This window comes from Thermophagus sp. OGC60D27, from assembly GCF_052400625.1.
Taxonomy (GTDB): domain Bacteria; phylum Bacteroidota; class Bacteroidia; order Bacteroidales; family Marinilabiliaceae; genus Thermophagus.
Map to the genome: position 1 here is coordinate 22,343 of NZ_JBQTGH010000008.1, position 18,931 is coordinate 41,273.

The 18,931-nt window shown below is 38.7% G+C and carries 17 protein-coding genes; 4 read left to right on the plus strand and 13 right to left on the minus strand.

The window, feature by feature from the left end; all coding sequences use genetic code 11:
- Positions 1-56: 56 nt before the first annotated feature.
- Positions 57-1,031, minus strand: a complete 975-nt coding sequence (locus tag ACT29H_RS10925) for a FecR family protein (protein ID WP_444821669.1) — start codon at positions 1,029-1,031, stop codon at positions 57-59.
- Positions 1,032-1,605: 574 nt separating this feature from the next.
- Positions 1,606-2,199, minus strand: coding sequence for an RNA polymerase sigma-70 factor (locus ACT29H_RS10930; protein WP_444821670.1), 594 nt, complete (start codon positions 2,197-2,199; stop codon positions 1,606-1,608).
- A gap of 398 nt (positions 2,200-2,597) precedes the next feature.
- Here ACT29H_RS10930 and ACT29H_RS10935 point away from each other — a divergent pair, with 398 nt between their 5' ends.
- Positions 2,598-4,145 (plus strand): alpha-N-arabinofuranosidase, encoded by a 1,548-nt coding sequence (locus ACT29H_RS10935; protein ID WP_444821671.1) that lies wholly within the window; start codon positions 2,598-2,600, stop codon positions 4,143-4,145.
- 306 nt (positions 4,146-4,451) lie between these two features.
- On the opposite strand, the gene ACT29H_RS10940 is transcribed toward ACT29H_RS10935, so the two are convergent.
- From ACT29H_RS10940 to ACT29H_RS10980, 9 genes are all read right to left on the minus strand, one after another.
- Positions 4,452-5,450 (minus strand): ABC transporter permease, encoded by a 999-nt coding sequence (locus tag ACT29H_RS10940; protein WP_444821672.1) that lies wholly within the window; start codon positions 5,448-5,450, stop codon positions 4,452-4,454.
- Between the two features lie 155 nt (positions 5,451-5,605).
- A complete protein-coding gene (locus tag ACT29H_RS10945; RefSeq protein ID WP_444821673.1) occupies positions 5,606-6,562 on the minus strand; it encodes an ABC transporter ATP-binding protein in 957 nt (318 codons plus the stop codon).
- A 3-nt stretch (positions 6,563-6,565) separates the two neighbouring features.
- Positions 6,566-7,714, minus strand: a complete 1,149-nt coding sequence (locus tag ACT29H_RS10950; RefSeq protein WP_444821674.1) for an NEW3 domain-containing protein — start codon at positions 7,712-7,714, stop codon at positions 6,566-6,568.
- Positions 7,715-8,262: 548 nt separating this feature from the next.
- Positions 8,263-9,186: a cysteine synthase A gene (gene cysK, locus ACT29H_RS10955; protein WP_444821675.1), complete on the minus strand. Its 924-nt coding sequence runs from the start codon at positions 9,184-9,186 to the stop codon at positions 8,263-8,265.
- Between the two features lie 12 nt (positions 9,187-9,198).
- The gene (locus ACT29H_RS10960; RefSeq protein ID WP_444821676.1) at positions 9,199-9,627 is read right to left on the minus strand and encodes an RrF2 family transcriptional regulator; all 429 of its coding nucleotides are present in this window, start codon (positions 9,625-9,627) and stop codon (positions 9,199-9,201) included.
- A 418-nt stretch (positions 9,628-10,045) separates the two neighbouring features.
- Positions 10,046-10,456: a hypothetical protein gene (locus ACT29H_RS10965; protein WP_444821677.1), complete on the minus strand. Its 411-nt coding sequence runs from the start codon at positions 10,454-10,456 to the stop codon at positions 10,046-10,048.
- Positions 10,457-10,768: 312 nt separating this feature from the next.
- Positions 10,769-11,188 carry a DUF3244 domain-containing protein gene (locus ACT29H_RS10970; RefSeq protein ID WP_444821678.1) on the minus strand — a complete coding sequence of 140 codons (420 nt, stop codon included), beginning with the start codon at positions 11,186-11,188 and terminating at the stop codon, positions 10,769-10,771.
- Positions 11,189-11,702: 514 nt separating this feature from the next.
- Entirely contained in the window at positions 11,703-13,385 is a 1,683-nt protein-coding gene (locus ACT29H_RS10975; RefSeq protein WP_444821679.1) for a tetratricopeptide repeat protein, read from the minus strand.
- Positions 13,386-13,513: 128 nt separating this feature from the next.
- Positions 13,514-14,587: a BamA/TamA family outer membrane protein gene (locus ACT29H_RS10980; protein WP_444821680.1), complete on the minus strand. Its 1,074-nt coding sequence runs from the start codon at positions 14,585-14,587 to the stop codon at positions 13,514-13,516.
- A gap of 405 nt (positions 14,588-14,992) precedes the next feature.
- On the opposite strand from ACT29H_RS10980, the gene ACT29H_RS10985 reads away from it, so the two are divergent.
- From ACT29H_RS10985 to ACT29H_RS10995, 3 genes are read left to right on the plus strand one after another with little or no spacing between them, the layout of a single operon-like run.
- Positions 14,993-15,514, plus strand: coding sequence for an IS1096 element passenger TnpR family protein (locus tag ACT29H_RS10985; protein ID WP_444821681.1), 522 nt, complete (start codon positions 14,993-14,995; stop codon positions 15,512-15,514).
- Entirely contained in the window at positions 15,511-16,437 is a 927-nt protein-coding gene (miaA, locus tag ACT29H_RS10990; RefSeq protein ID WP_444821682.1) for a tRNA (adenosine(37)-N6)-dimethylallyltransferase MiaA, read from the plus strand. Before ACT29H_RS10985 ends, miaA begins: the two co-directional genes overlap by 4 nt.
- A gap of 58 nt (positions 16,438-16,495) precedes the next feature.
- Positions 16,496-16,957 (plus strand): NUDIX domain-containing protein, encoded by a 462-nt coding sequence (locus ACT29H_RS10995; RefSeq protein ID WP_444821683.1) that lies wholly within the window; start codon positions 16,496-16,498, stop codon positions 16,955-16,957.
- A 125-nt stretch (positions 16,958-17,082) separates the two neighbouring features.
- On the opposite strand, the gene ACT29H_RS11000 is transcribed toward ACT29H_RS10995, so the two are convergent.
- Positions 17,083-18,030 (minus strand): glycosyltransferase family 2 protein, encoded by a 948-nt coding sequence (locus ACT29H_RS11000; protein ID WP_444821684.1) that lies wholly within the window; start codon positions 18,028-18,030, stop codon positions 17,083-17,085.
- Positions 18,030-18,596 carry a DUF4199 domain-containing protein gene (locus tag ACT29H_RS11005; protein ID WP_444821685.1) on the minus strand — a complete coding sequence of 189 codons (567 nt, stop codon included), beginning with the start codon at positions 18,594-18,596 and terminating at the stop codon, positions 18,030-18,032. The genes ACT29H_RS11000 and ACT29H_RS11005 overlap by 1 nt, the downstream gene beginning before the upstream one ends.
- Positions 18,597-18,931: the final 335 nt, after the last annotated feature.

Genomic DNA, 18,931 nt, shown 5'->3' on the forward strand with positions numbered 1-18,931 from the left:
GTTTCAGTTAACATGCATAAAAGCAGGCACTTTGTTGGCGCAGAGTGTCTGTATTTTTATTCAAAAATGATTTTTTGCTTTCCGTTCTCCATTTCTTCAATTCGATATTTCGATTTTGACGATAATTGTAAAACCTTCAGCAAATGTTCAATACTGGTTTTCCGTTTCATGACACCAGAAAATTTTTCATTTTTAATTTTCTGGTTCTTAAATACGAACTGCACATCATACCATTCCTCTAATTCATTTGCAATTTCAGAAAAGGTTCGGTTCACAAAAACGAACTTCCCATCTTTCCAAGCAGTTACATATTCTTTATCGGTATTTGAAAAGGCCAGCTTATTTTTCTGCATATCGAAAACAAATTCTTTCCCGGGTTGCATTTTTTCCACTAATGCTCTCCCTTTGTTTCTAAAATCTATAGATCCTTCGAAAAGAGAGGTAATAACGATCTTCTCTTCTAAATTATATTTAACATTAAATGTGGTTCCTTGATCAACGATATAATAATCGCCTGTTTTAACAAGAAATTCTCTCTCGTCATGATGCGTCACATCAAAAAAGGCTTCTCCTTTCAAATCCACTACAATTTTCTCATCATCATAAGTTGTCACCGTTACAGAGGAAGCTGAATTAAGCCAAAGCTTACTGCCGTCTTTTAAAGTAACATAGGTAATGTTGCCTTTAGGAGATTGAAGTACAAACTGCTCTTCATGAGGAGTCGTAAAAAAGGTAGTCATAACCACGCTTCCCAGCCCAATGATTAGGGTCACCATGGCAGCAATCCCGGATATCAGTTGCCAACGCCCGATTCGGACAGTGGGCTGTCGGCTGGCCCAGAATTTCTGAAAATATTCTCCTTTTTTTTGAGTAGGGAGTTGCTGATTTTCCATTTGGAAAAGGATCCACAATTTCTGAAAAGTCATAAAATCCTTCTTTTTTTCAGGATTATTCTCCAATTCTTTAAAGAATTCAAACCTTTCATTCAGAGTTGTGTTTCTGCTAACGATATTTAAAAATTGTTTTTCCAATGTTATCCATTTTTAATCTTAACACTTCAAAATGGCACTCCCCTATCAAAAGAAGCAACATTTTTTCATCTTTTTTTACATCACAATCAAAATCAAGCCATTATTCTTCTATTTTATTCACAACAAATAACTTTTCAGCACATTAGCCAAATTCATCTTTTCAATACCTTTTCAGAACCAGATGTAAGGTTGGACAATTTTAAATCCATCGCTATCATATCAACTTTAACAAGCACATTATCAGAGCTTATCTCAACACATTCTATCACACAGGAAAAAAAGTTTCTTTTAACTTATTCAATCATTCAGTAAACTTTGAGGCCAATAACCCAAATAATATTTACACAAATGAAACGAGCATGACAACCATAACAGATCGAGAATGCCTATAAAAAGGTTTAATCATGTGAGCTTAAGCAATAAAAAATCTCGTTCGGATGGTACATTTTACATACAATTATATACATCCGCTTGATGTTTGCTCTCTGGAATCAATGGAAATTATAAAAGGGGATAACAATAGATCGATAGCCCCCAATATTCCGAATAAAAAAAAGAAGCAGAAAATCTTCCATTAGAAACGAATCATAAACAACAATTCAATAATTGGAAGGTAATCTTTTAATTCACGTCGAAGAATAAGTAGAGCCTTAGATATTCTAGCCTCTACGGTTTTAGTACTAATTTTTTGTTCTTTGGCAATGTCTGCATAGGTCAATCCCCCAAAACGACTGAGACGGAAAGTTTCAGCGATATCATTTGGAAGCAAATTGATGGCCCTGTCAACCTCTTCCATTAATTCCTCCAGCTTGACAAACGAATCAGGGAAATGGGTCAATGCTTCCTGCTGATATTTCAATTCCGGGATCAAGTAATCTCTATGCCCCCGATTAATTATTTCCTGGTGTCTAAGATGATTCAAACAATTGTTTTTAGTAATGGTGTACAGGTAATTTTTAATATTGGTACTCTTTCTCAATTCGGAACGGTTCTCCCACAGTTTCACAAATGCATCTTGCACCATTTCAAGAGCAATCTCTCTTTGCCCAACATACCCCATTGCGAGACAAAAAAGCATATTGAAAAGATTGTTATATACCTCTTCAAATGCCTCTTTTTTCCCCTCTTGTAAAGCATTAATTTCAAAACTACTGGTAATTGACTTCATTATTTTCCCTGCCATCACATTACAACACAAAAGTATTAAAACAAATTAAAAGTAAAGAACACCTTTCATTTTTTTAATTTTATAAAAAAATATGCAACTTTTCTTCAAAGTAAATAAAATTTCAGTTTTCACTGCTTACTTTTCTAGAATTTCTATTATTCCCATGCAATACTAAATAATTCGATTCAAACCTTGAAAGGATGTCAAGAATAAAGAAGCGCTCAAATGCGTTCAGTAAACATTTGTCCACCAAAAAACATCTTTTGTCCCCACGTCCTTTGTTAATAGGTCATAATTTTGCAATCATAATGGGGTGATCGAACTTACAAAAGAAGGTATCCTGAACAGTCAAGAAATAGTCAAATATCAATCAAGTCAATTTATTAAAACTAACAGGCATGAAACGAACACGATTACTTTTCACACTAACGGCCATTGGTCTGCTATTTCTCCCCCAGACCAAGTCTCAAAACAAAATGACTTTAGATTTTACCCACTCGACCCAGACGATCAATAAAAACATTTATGGTCACTTTGCGGAGCACTTGGGCCGTTGCATCTACGACGGGATTTGGGTAGGTCCCGACTCTGACATACCCAATGTTAACGGCTATCGGAAAGACCTTCTGGACGCTTTGAAGGAATTGAATATACCAGTCTTGCGATGGCCGGGAGGTTGCTTTGCAGACACCTACCATTGGAAAGACGGGGTAGGCCCTGTTGAAAATCGGCCCAAGATCAAAAACTACTTCTGGGGTGGCACTATTGAAGATAATCGTTTTGGCACTCATGAATTTTTGAATTTATGCGAGCTTTTGGGGGCTGATCCCTACATTTCTGCCAATGTTGGGAGTGGAACAGTTGAAGAAATGGTGGCATGGATTGAATATATGACCTCTGACGAAGACATTCCCATGGCCAATTGGCGAAGAGAAAACGGCCGAGAAGACCCATGGGATGTAAAGTTTCTTGGAATTGGGAACGAGAGTTGGGGATGCGGCGGAGATATGCGTCCCGAATATTACAGTGACCTTTTACGACGCTATTCACTCTATGCCAGTCTTTATGGACAAAGAAAATTTCAAAGGGTGGGTTGTGGTGCCAATGGCACAGATTATCACTGGACCGATGTGGTGATGAGTCGTGCCGCCCGCCACATGGATGCTCTATCGGTTCATTATTATACGATCGCCACGGGCGATTGGGGCAACAAATCCTCCGCCACGGACTTCGGAGAGGACCTCTACTTCAGTGCCCTTAAAAATTCTCTCCACATGGATGAGCTCATCACTAAGCATTCTGCCATAATGGATAAATATGATCCACAGAAAAGGGTTCCCCTAATGGTAGACGAATGGGGCATTTGGACAGATCCGGAACCCGGTTCAACCCCAGGCTTCCTATACCAGCAAAATTCGATGCGTGATGCCCTGATCGCCGCTACCACTTTTGACATTTTTCACAAACATTGCGACCGGGTTCAGATGGCTAACATTGCTCAAATGGTGAATGTTCTACAGGCAATGATTCTCACTAAAGAAGAGAAAATGGTGCTAACGCCCACCTATCACATATTCAACATGTATAAAGTTCATCAGAATGCCACCTATATTCCTGTCCTGATCAGGAGCGAAGATTACCATCATGGAGATGAAAGCCTTCCTTCAATTAGTGGGACGGCCTCCCAAAAAGATGGAAAAATCAACCTCAGTATCAGCAACCTAAATCCGAAAGAAAGCCAAAGCATAGAAATCGATCTTGAAGGAGGAAATGCAGAAAGGGTAACAAATGCTTTAATTCTTACGGCCCCGGCGATCAATTCGGTAAACACATTTGACAATCCGGAAGTAGTAAAAACGCAAAAATTCTCAAACTTCAAACTAAAGAAGGGGTTTCTAACAGTAAAACTTCCACCCCATTCGGTTGTTTCTATCCAATTGCAATAATGATCTATTAAACTGAATCATTTTAAAGGTGCTTCCTCAAAATAGGGAAGTACCTTTAAAATGCCTTATAAAGATCAACGACTCAAAAAAATTCACACACTGGACTAATAGAAGATCCTCCGCTCACCCATCGGATTTACACATCCTCACGGTGGGCCAATGCGTATGCCCTCAAGTGGATAAAATGCATTCTAAAGTTATCAGACCCGGATATTCAGTTTCAACGACTTCGAGCTTCCTATACAAAAAAGTGGCTATCCCTTAAGAATAAAGGAGACAGCCACAAATACAGGTTGATAAAACGCACTATCTTGATCTTATTTCCCTTTTCATGAAGAGCAGATAAGAAAAGAGGAAGCATATTAGGGTTAGCGCCAGAAGTCCGGTTAATTGGGGCCACACCACCATAAGGCTCTGTGCCAGAGACAATGGTCCAGGGATGGCACCATGTACTTGCTCAGTGGTTAAGGGTCCAAGACTACGTACAGAAGGCACCAGAATGGTAGAGGACACTTCGCTAAACAATTCGTTGGGAATAATTTGAACGAGCGCGAATTTTATTTTTTCATACAGATAAACCATTTTAGGAGGTGCGTATCTTGAAGGTTCCAGTCCTTTGGTGATAAAATTCACCAATAAAGGATAGAAAACGGTGAAGAAAAGCCAAACGGCAATACCACTCAAAGCAGAAGTAGCGGGTTGTTTGAATCGCACCGAGAAGAATACGGATAAATTCAACCAAAACGACACATAAACAATGCTCATGAAAGTATATGTGATGATGCGCAAGAACTCTTCTGCCGACGGTGGGGTACCAAGGATAATCAACCCAGCCCCCATAACAAGGAAGCTAAGGGAAAAGAATAAAATACTAACGACGAAAATCCCAGCTATAAATTTAGCATTCAACACGTAATCTCTGGGAATGGGTTGCGCAAGCACTCTGCTAAGCGTACCTTTGTTTTGCTCAGTGTTGATTGCATCGAAGCCCAATCCAATTCCCAGGAGAGGGCCTAAAAAACTCACAAATACAAAAAACGAGGGCAAAGAACCATCGGTCATGGTGAACAGATTCAGGAAAAAGAAAGAATTTTCCGCTTCTCCCCCGTTCATTGTTTTCGTAATTTCCGAAATAGAGGTGTATAATGATCCCAAGCAAGTGAGCACGATGATTCCGAACAGAATAATTGAACGCCAGCTACGAACATGTTCAGAAACATCTTTTCGTACCATGGCCCAGAATGGTGCTAATGATACGGGTTCCAAGTTTTTTTGGAACATCCATTCGGGCCATTTGTACGGCATTTTGTTTTTTATTTTTCTAAAAATAACTCCATCCATAACAACAATATTATTCAATCAATTAAAGAACAGCTTCTAGCCGATCCCATTTTCCCCCTTCCTAAAAAGGAAGGAGTATCGGTTGGACTGCATTTGATATCCACAAAACACAATCGTTTCTATTGGAAATAGCGTGAATATATATCATCAAGTCCGAATTCCTTTTTATTCAGGAACCTCAGTCCATAACCGGCTTCAATGACAGCCAGCGAAGCCAGATGTGAGACATCAGAATCGGCCTGCAACTCAAAACACTCTTTCCCCAATGTAACCTTGGCCACCCCGGGAATTGCTTCCAGCTTTCCTTTCAGTTTTTCGGGGGATAGTGTTTTATGGGTATTGTCACGGTTAATCGGTTTAATTCCTCCCTTCAGGACGAACGCGTTGGCTGAAAAAAGTTGCGTCGATAATTCATCGATTTTTCCCTGGGCCAACAGTTTACCTTCCACAAAAATGCCTACGCGATCGCAAACTTGTTGAACCTGATGGAGCAGATGTGAAGAAAAGAGGACAGTGATACCGTCTTCTCTACTCAGCTTAACAATAAGTTGGAGGAATGATTTAACGCCAGACGGATCAATACCCAGGGTAGGTTCATCCAGGATAATTACCTCCGGATCTTTCACCAGGACATCCGCCAGTCCGAGCCTCTGCCTCATCCCACGCGAATATTTACTAGTTTTCTTGTCTTTTTCTTTTCCCAACCCAATTTTCTCGAGCAAATCATGGGCTTTTTTTTCGGCCTCAACCTGTGGGATATTATTCAGCAATGCCGTATACACCAAATTATCAAATCCTGAGAGGTCTTCATAGAAACCGACATCTTCGGGCAGATATCCGACCTTCTTTTTTACACGGATAGGATATTGAACCGGGTCTATGCCACACACTTTAGCTCTACCGCCATTTGGTTCAGTCAGTCCGAGCAGCATCAGGATGGTTGTAGACTTACCGGCACCGTTTGGTCCGAGCAGGCCAAACACCTCCCCTCTTCCGATGGAGAGGTTAAGGTTATTGACGGCGGTAAAATCTCCGTATTTTTTAGTTAACCCTTCAATTTCGATGACCTTTTCCATGGTTTACCTCCTGCCATATTTTCGAAACAGATAAAAAATAACCCCAAGTGTAATCAGGATAATCAGGATTCCGAGCCACCCCCACAACAAAGGAGTCTTCACGGTCATTCTAAAAGACGCATTCGCCTGCGTATCGGGGGTTTTGGCAGTAATTTTTGAGACATAATCACCGGGAATGGCTTTATCGGCACTCTGAATGGTAGCTAATGCGGTCACCATTTCTCCTGGTTGAATATCAGGGATGGTATCGGGATGGAATTCGACCGTCCAGTTTTTAGGTTTACTGGCACTGAATCTCACCTCTTTGAGCACCGAAGATCCGGTATTTTTCACGACCAATTCGATATCTTTTTTTCTCCCAGCAGTAAGGGTGGTACTCAATCGACCTGTTGGGGTACTTAATTCCATTTCATAAGAACCTGATATCACCACTTCGAGTTCCAACTCTGCGGAAGTAGATCGATTAGCTGCTCTGACCGGAATTTTGTAGGTCCCTGCTTCAACATTGTAAGGAGGTTCAACCTGGATCGAAATATTTTCAGTTTCATTAGGACCTACCTCGACGGCCGTAGCTTGTTTATAATTGGGTTTAAAAATAATTTTCCAACCTCTGGGGGCTTTGGAGAGGAGGGAGTAGACCTGTTTTTGAGCAGTACTGTTTTTTAGTTTTGTTTGGAAAGTAAAATTGGCATCAGCATGCCCTTCAATGTTAGCTTGGTCGCAGGTAAATTCAGTTTTAAAAGTTCCCTGTTCCGACACATTCACCACGAGTTTCAGCAGATCATGGTTTTTGGCCACGACACTAAACCAGTGATTTCCCTTATTTACTTTGACCGGGACATTAACGGTTAGAGAAAGCGTTTTCTTTTCTCCAGGCAATACAGCTAATTGTTTTATTGCATACCCTCCCGCTTTCAGGGAGTAGGTCCAATCCTTTCCCAGTCCGGAGACATACACATCAATCTTTTGAGTTGAATCGCCATTGTTTTTCACATCGATGGAATACTCAATTTTTTCTCCCGGAGGGACAGAGATGCTGGTGTAAGGCGTATAAAGCTGAACATTGGATGCCGCCGATAAGGCTGTTGCAAAGAAAATAAGAAAAGCAAATGATAACAGACCCTGTTTAAATGAGTACACATGTTTTTTCATAAAAAAGACCTCCATCTTTTTTTAAAAGTTGAAAAATATATTAGTTAATAAACAAATCGCATAACACAGATTAGTTATTTATTCTTTTCCCAACAAAAAAAGTTGAAGCAAACCAAAAACCTTTTGGTTAAAGATATTCCGTTATAAAAGGAACGAAATAGATTCACACGAAACCAATCATCCATACCTACAATGCATCTTCACCCAAGCTGTGGACTGCATCCCCCGGAAGGTTGACATGAATACCTGCCTAGATAGTAAAAAGCAGGAGAAACGCGAAAATAGGACCTCATCATGTCAAGATAACGGTCAAATTTTCAGTTTTTATCTATTCGTATGAACAGCCGATATTTTACAAAAAATATGCCATGGTGAACCATGCGCCGTAAACAAAAAAAGACGATTTGCAATAGGCAAATCGTCTTTCAGCCAAAGACACTCTTTACAAAAAGAGAGCGTCAAAAAATACCCATCCAGATTTAGGTTTCATGGTTAACTTAAGTAAAAAATCTTAGCGAATAAAAAAAAGTTAATACAAAAATGAAAAACTAGGGCATTTCAAACATACTTAAGTAGCGCTCACCTGTATCCGGCAACAGAACGACGATTCGTTTTCCCTTTAATTCTTTTCTTTTAGACAGTTCCACGGCAGCCCATAATGCGGCACCAGAAGAATAACCACAAAGGATCCCTTCAGCCTTTGCCACTTCATTTGAAGTCCCAATTGCATCTTCATTTTTTACCGTGATCACTTCATCCACCACACTCATATCCAAGTTATCAGGAATAAAACCAGCGCCAATTCCCTGAATTTTATGGGGTCCAGGTTTTCCACCCGATAATACCGGGGAATCAGCTGGTTCAACAGCGACAATTTTCACATCTGCTTTTTTTTCTTTCAGATATCGCCCCACACCAGTAATGGTTCCACCAGTTCCGACCCCAGCGACAAAAACATCGACCATTTCATCCGTATCGCCGAGGATTTCAATAGCGGTAGATTTATAATGCGCCAAAGGGTTCGCTTTATTATTAAACTGCTGAGGGATAAATGCTTTAGGATAGGAAGCTGCCAATTCTTCAGCTTTGGAAATAGCCCCTTTCATTCCTTCCGTTGCTGGCGTAAGCACCAACTCGGCCCCAAATTTTTTCAACAATTTTCTACGTTCAATACTCATACTTTCCGGCATGGTAAGAACGAGTTTGTATCCTTTCACTGCAGCCACAAGAGCAAGGCCGACACCTGTGTTACCACTGGTAGGTTCAATAATGACTGTATCCTTATCGAGCTTACCTTCTTTTTCGGCAGCTTCAATCATTCCCAGAGCAGGCCGATCCTTAACGGACCCAGCGGGATTATAAGATTCCAATTTTGCGACCACTTCAGCCACAGAATCTTTGGTCAGCTTGTTAATTTTCACCAGCGGGGTATTTCCCACTAATTCAATCATGTTTTGCGCTATTCTCATCATAATAAAAATTTATTAAATATAATACATTAAAGAATTTCCACCAGCATGTAATTGAGGGAGAGCCTCCAAGGATATATCCGCCAACACCCTATCAATCGAATTAGAAGAGTTCTCAAGAAAAAGCTTAACTACATTCTTTTTATCCGAATGGTCATGTTCTTTTTGATCCGTTTTATCTTTCCCCCAATCGGCATCCAGACATTGCACCACGTCCAACAGCGAAATTTTTTTAAGCACTCTTGCCAAGCGATATCCTCCGGATGCTCCTCTTTTCACCTCAATAAATCCCCCTTTTCGTAAATCGGCGGCAATAGCTTCCAAAAATTTTTGTGGAAGATTATCTGAAATTGCTAACTCTTTTACAGTTTTGAATTCGGGCCATGAATAATGCAATTGCATTAAGAACACCAGTCCGTAGTAGATCCTTTTAGAAAACTTCATTTGTATAAAAAATTTTATCGCGTTCTAATAAAACTCAAAAGACAACGTATAATAAATTTAACTTTAAACGCAACCGACAGTCACACCTATAGGTGCAGCAACAAAAGTCCTCAATCCAACATAAACGAATACCTTATTCACCTATTCATTCTTATTTTGTATGTTTTTTCACAAAGTTAAAAACAACTGATTACCAAACAAATTAAATACCTTTTTCTTTACCATCATACGTTTTTAGTATGTAATTAACAAATTCTATGGCTCAATGTTCAAAAAATCCTAAATCAAAATTGAAAAAGTTCGGACACAAAAAGATTCCATAAGTAGCGCATAAAAAAAAACGGCTTTCCAAAAAGGAATGCCGTCATTAACTTTATACAAATTACAAAAAACAAAAAAGCCTAAATCAATTCAATCATTAGCGTCTAACCCAAATGAGTGCAGACCCGAAAGAGGTAAAAGGTTGCAAACAAAATCTACTATCCGCATGGGCAATCAGCATAATAACCGCCACATTATGAGGGGAATTTGCAACAGCTGCTATTTTAAACCTTTTAAAGAAATCCAAATTTTTTCTCCATAATTCCACAATACTACGGTATTGATTAGCAGGAAAATCCAAATGAGCGTACTGCCAGTCGAGAATCAAACCTTCTGCGTTGTCAGGAATAGATTCCGTCCACACCAATTCACTCATCGAATAGAGCATATCATCCAAAGAAATATTACCCATATATTTTCCAATCACAACCCTCCGCTCCTTATTATAATGAACGCTGCACTTTAAAGGATCCACCACTCGAAGGACATTCAAACAGTCTCCAAACATAAAACCCACCAATTAAACCCAATTATCACTATAAAACTTCAATCAGCAATACCATTCAGTTATTGAACTGAACAAACATAAATATCCGATCAGCTCCATACCCCACACCTGAAATATGGAAGCAAGTCATTACAACCATTGTCACTGACGATTCAATTAAAAATACCCCCTCGGGAACAAGGGGGCATTTCATAAATTGAACAGCGCTCAATTTGATTGGGTTGGGAAAATTAAAGGATTGTATGAGCATTCGGGGAAACGACTCCCCTAGCAATTTAGGATTAGGATTACTCACAGATCATCACTATAGCACTAGTCTATATTCAGGTGACCAACATAACGAACACCACCGGCATTAATTTCCAAAGAATAAACACCTGACTGAATATCACCGAGATCAACATCAAAGGCACCACCACCACTCACATAAAACACCTCGCTGTATTTATTTCCAATCCGGACATAAAAGGGTCCATCATAGTCGTACACTTCCAATGTCAATTCTTCATCATTATAATAGGCAGCTATAGACACCTGATCTACGGAAGCCCTTTCCAAAGTATACGTTGATAAAGAAAAGGATCTAAGTTCCAAATCACGAACCATCAGAAGGTCAACTTTTTCTTTATCACTTTCCACAGCATCCTTTTCTTTTTCCTCGGCAGAAACAACTGAAAAGAAAAACGTTGAAATAAAAATCAGGGCTAAGGAACTTTTCAATAATTTTTCCATAATTACCGATTTTAATGGTTACAATTAGATCCTAAAATCAAAGGTCAAAGTAAAGGTACCTCAGCAACACTACCAAGGATTTTGAAATTGCAGTCAATTTTTAATGCTCAATATAACCATTAATAACTAAACAGCAATATTTTGCCATTTTCAATTTTAATGTCTATGGGGTGAATGAACAGGAATATCGGGAGAATGGGGTGAATGGCAAAAAATACATTCAACTAATAAACAGCACCTTATAAATTTAAAAAATTTCCTCAAATCCGCCGCCAGATCTCAGTCTAATAAAGCGAACTTAAGTTTTTACTAGAATGGAACTCGCATAACTATGCTTATACACATTCTATGTTGTGTCCAATCTTTTGGGTCATGTCCGCTTCAATAACAATTTTCCACCCATCAAAATCCACATCATTATAAAAGCAGCCGCACCGAAAGCAAGAGAACCATCTCGCCACCTAACCATGATTCAGAACGAGCAATGCTCCAATAATTAGAAAACAAAGCCAAATCAGAAAAGCTTTAAGAGTTCATCTACACCCCCTTGTTCGTTAGCAACGGAAAATAGTTTCTTTTTTATTGCAGATTTTCTAACTCTGAGATTGTTTGGGGTAATCCCAAGGACTTTAGTGATCTCACTTCCGGGCATTTTAAAGTAAAGCAAAAAAAGAATCAACTTTTCAATATCAGTAAAATTTATGCTTTGAGGAATTTGAAGATGCGCATAAAAGGTATCATCATCAATCAAATCCTTTAAGAGGTTAAAAAACTCGCTTTTTAATCTTTTAAGCTCTTCATGTAAATCATTATAAATATCAGGATTATCCTTAACAAATCGCTGGGATAATTCGCCAAACCTTTTTTGGGTATTGTTTTCTCTTTTGGTTATTACCCTATAGAGGTCTAGCAGGTGCTTTTTCTGATGATTGTCACGAATATTGTTTTCGACCTCTTTCTCAGCAGCCATTCTTAAGAGTCTTTCATTGTCTAATTCCAAACGACTTCTCCTCAAATTAAGGAAATACAAGAGAAAGAGAAAAAGCCCCACAATGGTCAAGACTACCCCAATAAATGCCAGTTGTTGGAATTTTTGCCTCTCTTTAAGGATATCAATTTGAGCCTTCGAAAGATCGTATTTTTTTTCCAGCTCAAAGATCTGCTTTTGGGTTTTCCGGTCTACCGAATTGATTAATAACTTAAACGCCTCTTTGTATGTTTCGGCAGCCATTCGAAATTTACCTTCCTCATAGGCTTTACCTGCCAGAAAAGAATATAAATGGTGATAATCATACTTATTTTTAATTGTATCATTAATACTATCAATAGCCTTATGGGCATAGAAAATGACTGAATCAGGGTTATTCATTCCTTCGTGAGCCAAAGCCATTGAATAATATAAATTGGACATTCTAGGTTTTCTATTCACTTTGGCAGTCAAATCAATCAGATTTCGATAATACTCAAGAGCTTTTGCATTATCACCTTGCATAATACAATAAGCACCTTTTGCATTAACAATATCAAACTGTCTTTCCAAAGGAATACCTTTTAATGAATCCAAGCGACTCAAAGCAAACCAAGCATCATCGTACTCCCTATTTCTCAAACTATTCCAAAAGATTCCCAATGAAGCTCCGATCACACTTTCTACATCGTTAATTGTCCGAGCATTCTCCAAAGCCCGATTAAAATATTCCTCGGCAATGTCGTGATTATTATTATTGCGATGTAAAAGTCCAATATAAAACCAAAGATAAGTGAGCGAATTATTGGAGACCACCCCCGGCTGATTATCCACAATTTTCTCAACATCTTTAAGGGTAAAAAAGATAACAGAATCGGGATATTGATCACTATGATAACGTATAATAGACTGATAAATTACAGCTCTGACAAAATTTTTATCGGGGATTGGGACTTTTAAAACCTTTACTGCCTTAGAGATGCAGGAATCATTTCCAAAAGAACGATTTAATTTCAGATCTACAATAGTTTTAAGCAAATTATAGTAAGCTTCATTTTTCCCATTCCACCCATCAACTGTCATTTTTTTCAGGCTATCACTTGCGATCTTTGGGTCCTGATAAATAAGACTGTCTATTGCCACCAAATGACGTCGGATTTTAATGTCGGCAGTATGGCAAGATTCCAGGAAAAAAACCAGTAACAACAAATATATTAAACACTTATACATTCAAACAAAATTAGCTCACAAATTCGCAAAAACATAAAAGAAAAATATTTTTTCTTCATCCATGTCACCCCAGGCTGTTCACCCCGCAAGCAAATAAAATGTAGTTTAATCCCTAAACTGTTCTTTTTTTAGAACGCTTCCTTCAGCGAAACGAAAAAACCTGTTGTTCCCAAAGAAGAGATCCCAAAATCCAACCGTACATTCAATGGATCATCGGGAAGCATTCGAAAACGCAGACCAGCTCCCACGGAAGAGAGAGTGTTTTCCAAAGGTTTTTGAAAATTCTGAGCTGCTTCTCCTATCCCGGCAAACAAGACGGTCCCGACACGCCACCACAAATGTTGCCTCAATTCTGCCCGCATCAGCCAAATTGCATTACCTGTTTCACGCAAAGGATGTCCAATTCCTCTCAGACGTTCTTTTCCCCCCAACTGAGGCAACTCATAAAAAGGGACATGATTTCCCGCATAATCGAAAAGAGCTTGAAAAGCCAACGTTGTTTTATCCCTTTTCACTTGCCTATAATGTCGCGCATCAACTGTTGCCCGAAAATATTGATAATCACCAAAGCCTGCCACCCCGATAAAAGAAGGTGCAAGTTGAATCCAAGATCCAGTCTGAGGAGAAATAGTCCTTTCTCTTGTATCTAGAACCGCTTTGGGCCCAAAGCCAATCACCTGTCCTCCTTCACTCCCATAAAAATCATAAATGGAAAAATCCGGAACGATTAAATTTGAAAATCTATTATGTGTAAAACTTGCACCTGCCCCCACCCACAATGATGGCGTAAGCTTGTATAGAAGCTCCCAATTTAAGCACCATTCCTTGCGATCAAAATATAATGGGTCATTACCATCCCGCATCCAGAAACGATCTTGACGGCCAGTAAAATATGCCTCTCCACTGGTCATCCAACGTTCCTCAAAGTACCAATCATGTTCCATCTGCAGTTGAAATATTCCTTTGGTAGAGGTTTCTATATTTACAGTAACTGTATTGGCTTTTCCTGGAAGAAGGCTGCTGCTCCACTTAAAAGTTGGTGCGAGGCCATAAACAAATCCATTTCTGGAACTTGCACTCAAAGAAGGATAAACGGTAAAGACCAAATTACTTTTTTCCCAGGTAACCCAATCAAGCACCATTTCCCCCAAACCTGCTACAGTACCCAAAGTTGTTGAATCCTCATAAGATTTCTCATCCATTTGTTCGAAAGCATATATACAATTCGGGAATAAGAATATCCAACCGACCAACAAACTGAGTTTAAAAAGACAACCAGTAATTCTCCAACAAACCATATTCATCATTAAATAAAAGTCCGAAAATAATTGTTTTTTGTAACAAAACCTGTAAAAATACGTTTCTCTTGTCCGGACAATCAATTTATCGCGTCCGGTATTAAAACAACAGGTTTATAGATTTTTGAACTTTGAAAAAAGAGATTTTTTTATATTTAAAATTAGGCTACATTTACGTATAAAGCACAATAATTACAACCAACTTAACTCCAGCATATTAAAAAAGTCACACAATTAGTCATTAAACAATTTAGTCTCCTGATTGTCCAAAGAGATTACAACCTCATAACAAAACGTTTCCAAGTATCTATGATATACAAATTTCGAATAATATCCGGAGAGAACGAAGACTTCATCAGAGAAGTTGCCATAGACAGCCAGTCCACCTTCTTTAAGCTCCACAGTTGCATAGTAGAGGAACTTGGATATGATAAGAGCCAAATAACTTCCTTTTTTATTACAGACCAAAATTGGCACAAAAAGAGAGAAATAACACTGATCGATATGACCGGAGACGAGCATTCGAGCATAAGTGTCATGGACCAAACCAAATTAGGAGAGCTCATTACGGAGAAAAAACAACGTTTACTATATGTCTTCGATCCGTTTACGGAACGGGCTTTATTTTTGGAATTATTCGGTATTGAAGATCAACAACTAGACCAACCAGTTTGTATCCGGCGTCAGGGAGAAGCCCCTCTTCAATTTGATCACAACGCCATCGGTAATATTGATTTTGAAGAGATAAGCAACAAGGACTGGTCAGACAAGGATATTTTGCCTGAAGAAAACGAAGACCTAACATCTTACGATGAGGAGGATTGGGTTTGAAAAGCGGCAAATATGTCATAGTAATTACCGGACCTACCGGTATCGGGAAAACCGCATTAAGCATTAGAACTGCGCAATACTTTGATACGTCGATTATATCGGCAGATTCCCGCCAAATATTTAAAGAAATAAAAATAGGGACGGCATCTCCCACTCAGGAAGAACTAAAGAAAGCCCCACATTACCTAATAGGCACCAAGTCCATATTTGATTACTACAGTGCCTACGAATTTGAACAGGAAGCCTTAAAAATAGCGGAACAACTATTTGAAAAGAAAGATCTTGTAATTCTTTGTGGGGGTTCAATGCTATATATAGATGCATTTTGCCACGGAATTGATGAGTTACCAACCGTTGACCCTGAATTACGGGATAGTCTCCAACAAAAATATCGTGCAGAAGGATTGGAAAGTATCCGGAGACAGTTGAAACTGTTAGATCCTGAATTCTATAAGCAGGTTGACTTAAAAAATCCCAAGCGCATAATTCATGCTGTGGAAATCTGTTTAATGACAGGACGGCCCTACTCTCAGTTACGCACCAATACCAGAAAAAGTCGCCCCTTTAACATCATCAAGATCGGCCTGGATATGGATCGTGGACAACTTCATGAAAGGATCAACAAAAGGGTAGATATGATGATAGAGAATGGATTAGAGGAAGAAGCCAGGCAACTAACCCCACATCAACATCTGAACTCACTAAACACTGTAGGATACAGAGAATTTTTTGATTATTTCAACGGGCTTATAACAAAGGATAAGGCAATTGAACTGATAAAAAGAAATTCCAGGCGATACGCCCGCAAACAATTGTCATGGTTTCGGCGAGATCAAGAAATTAAATGGTTTTCCCCCGATAATTACGATGAAGTTATTAATTTTGTTGAAAACACAATAGAATGGGCCGGGGTCCGAAATTAAATTAATCTTTCTCGCGGTTTACAATCTTCTGAGAAGGGCCCCGGCTTTTGCATTAAGTATGTCCACCAAAAGCCATTTTAATATAAGAGTATACGGAATATGTATTGAGAAGGAGCACCTGCTGGTTTCGGATGAATATGTAATGGACACCTTCATGACCAAATTTCCTGGTGGCGGGCTGGAGTATGGAGAAGGCCCTATTGACTGTCTGAAACGAGAATGCAGAGAAGAAATGGGATTGGACATAACGGTAACCGGACATTTTTATACCACAGATTTTTTTCAACCGGCGCAATTCTTTGAGAAGACTCAGCTCATAAGTATCTATTATACCTTCGCACTTCCCTCCGGACATCATTTACCGACCACCCCCAAAAGGTTTGATTTTAAAAACCTTCGGAACGGCATTCAAACATTCCGATGGATTTCTCTTGCGACTCTAACTCCAGACGATATGACCTTCCCCATTGACAAATTAGTTGTTAAAAAGTTACTCGAAAGCCATAATAATCTCCCCTAATCATACGTCTAAAAGTAATTTAATCAATGTTCAAATGAAACTCACATAGCAGATCTAATATCCAAACATGTTCTTAATTGGCAAACATAGCCATGCTCATTTTCTTCAACATTTAATTCAAAGGATTAGAATTCCTCTTCAATAGAATAAACGTTTCTATTCGGTTGATTACGAGAAACCAATTCGGCCAGAAATCCGGTAACAAAGAGTTGAGTACCAAGAATCATACAAACCAATGCAATATAGAAGAATGGATTATCAGTAACCAATTGAGCTTGGATACTATGAGCCACACAATACAGTTTACGGGCCCCCAGCCAGATTGCCAGGGCGAATCCTACGGTAAACATCAGTGTGCCTAAAGATCCAAACAGATGCATAGGTCTGTTTCCAAACTTGGAAATAAACATTACCGACAAAAGATCAAGGAACCCTTTCAGAAATCGTTCAATACCAAATTTAGTAACGCCATATTTTCTTTCTCTATGGATAACAGGTTTCTCGGTGATTTTTGAAAAACCAGCTCGTTTGGCAAGTATGGGAATATAACGATGCATCTCACCATACACTTCAATATTTTTAACGACCTCTGATTTATAAGCTTTTAATCCGCAATTAAAATCATGAAGTTTAATTCCGGAAACGAAACGAGCAGTTCTATTAAATAACTTACTAGGCAAAGTTTTATTAAGAGGATCTCTCCGCTTTTTTTTCCATCCACTCACCAGATCAAAGTTCTCTTCTCTGATTATTCTGTATAATTCCGGAATTTCATCAGGGTTATCTTGAAGATCAGCATCCATAGTAATGACGACATTGCCTTTGGCGGCTTCAAAACCGACATTCAATGCTGCTGATTTTCCATGATTTCGTCGAAAACGAATTCCTCTGATAAAATCAAATTCCTGCTTTAATTGGCCAATAGTTTTCCAAGAATGGTCAGAACTACCGTCATCCACCATTATCACTTCAGCAGTTACATTCATTTTACGAAGAACCCGGTCAATCCACTCGATCAACTCCGGTAAAGATTCCTCTTCATTATATAAAGGTATAATAATTGATAAATCCATCACTCAACATCTTTCATGGCCTCAACAAATGAATCTCCTTTCCTTCGCTGAAATATGGCGATAATTAATGAAAAAATTAAAGCTGAAAATCCGGTGGTTAAACACCCCGAAATAATAAACACCACTGGATTTACAGATAATGAAAAGACCTCAGACATTTGCTCCACTTCATCTTCTTTAAATCCCATTTCCAGATAGGCTTCCTGCATTTGCTCAAGTAATTCATTAAGGTATTCCGGATTAATAACTTTCAAGTAAAAAAACAGGTATGCGCCAACAATGATTCCAGCAAAGATTCCCATGCGTGTACCTATCCAGACCCCTTGTCCGTATGAAAGGATTCCGTCTTGGAATCGATCTCGGTATCGAACCATTGCAACATGAATAAAACCTGCATATATAATCCAAGTCAATAAATTATGGATAAACGAATCCATTAATCCAGTCAAATGTGTCAAATAATAGACAACAGCGATGGTTAACCCTAAGAAGGTTCCCTGGTTTAAAACAAAACGAGCCTTAACCTTTTTAAGGTTTAGATTATTCTCTGATGTTATATTTTCCATTTTCAAATATTATTTCAGGGCAAAAAAGCCAAACACAATCCTAGTATAATATTTTCGCTAAGTCTTCCAAAAGAGTTGCTACCAAAGCCAATAAATCCAGCAACAAGTCCTCATCATAACTCAGGTAGAAAAATCTAATTGAAGGAGCTAAAATAAGCAAAAAGTATTGAAAAAACACGTATCTATACGGGAACAAATAAGCATGATGAGAGAAATCAAAAGTAAAATCAAAATAAGAAATTAAAAATAAGGCCATTGAGACAATGGTCCCATCTAGCCTAAATTCTCTTGGTGCTATTTAAGGAAAATTTTTCAAGATATAGCCCCACAACCCT

Excerpts from the sequence above, each read along its gene's own strand:
- ACT29H_RS10930 (WP_444821670.1), bottom strand. The coding sequence starts at position 2,199 with ATGAAGTCAATTACCAGTAGTTTTGAAATTAATGCTTTACAAGAGGGG.
- ACT29H_RS11005 (WP_444821685.1), bottom strand. The coding sequence starts at position 18,596 with ATGGAAAATATAACATCAGAGAATAATCTAAACCTTAAAAAGGTTAAG.
- ACT29H_RS10980 (WP_444821680.1), bottom strand. The coding sequence starts at position 14,587 with ATGGATGAGAAATCTTATGAGGATTCAACAACTTTGGGTACTGTAGCA.
- cysK (WP_444821675.1), bottom strand. The coding sequence starts at position 9,186 with ATGATGAGAATAGCGCAAAACATGATTGAATTAGTGGGAAATACCCCG.
- ACT29H_RS10935 (WP_444821671.1), top strand. The coding sequence starts at position 2,598 with ATGAAACGAACACGATTACTTTTCACACTAACGGCCATTGGTCTGCTA.
- ACT29H_RS10995 (WP_444821683.1), top strand. The coding sequence starts at position 16,496 with ATGTCCACCAAAAGCCATTTTAATATAAGAGTATACGGAATATGTATT.
- ACT29H_RS10940 (WP_444821672.1), bottom strand. The coding sequence starts at position 5,450 with ATGCCGTACAAATGGCCCGAATGGATGTTCCAAAAAAACTTGGAACCC.
- ACT29H_RS10945 (WP_444821673.1), bottom strand. The coding sequence starts at position 6,562 with ATGGAAAAGGTCATCGAAATTGAAGGGTTAACTAAAAAATACGGAGAT.
- ACT29H_RS10985 (WP_444821681.1), top strand. The coding sequence starts at position 14,993 with ATGATATACAAATTTCGAATAATATCCGGAGAGAACGAAGACTTCATC.
- ACT29H_RS10960 (WP_444821676.1), bottom strand. The coding sequence starts at position 9,627 with ATGAAGTTTTCTAAAAGGATCTACTACGGACTGGTGTTCTTAATGCAA.
- ACT29H_RS10965 (WP_444821677.1), bottom strand. The coding sequence starts at position 10,456 with ATGTTTGGAGACTGTTTGAATGTCCTTCGAGTGGTGGATCCTTTAAAG.
- ACT29H_RS10975 (WP_444821679.1), bottom strand. The coding sequence starts at position 13,385 with ATGTATAAGTGTTTAATATATTTGTTGTTACTGGTTTTTTTCCTGGAA.
- ACT29H_RS10970 (WP_444821678.1), bottom strand. The coding sequence starts at position 11,188 with ATGGAAAAATTATTGAAAAGTTCCTTAGCCCTGATTTTTATTTCAACG.
- ACT29H_RS10950 (WP_444821674.1), bottom strand. The coding sequence starts at position 7,714 with ATGAAAAAACATGTGTACTCATTTAAACAGGGTCTGTTATCATTTGCT.
- ACT29H_RS11000 (WP_444821684.1), bottom strand. The coding sequence starts at position 18,030 with ATGGATTTATCAATTATTATACCTTTATATAATGAAGAGGAATCTTTA.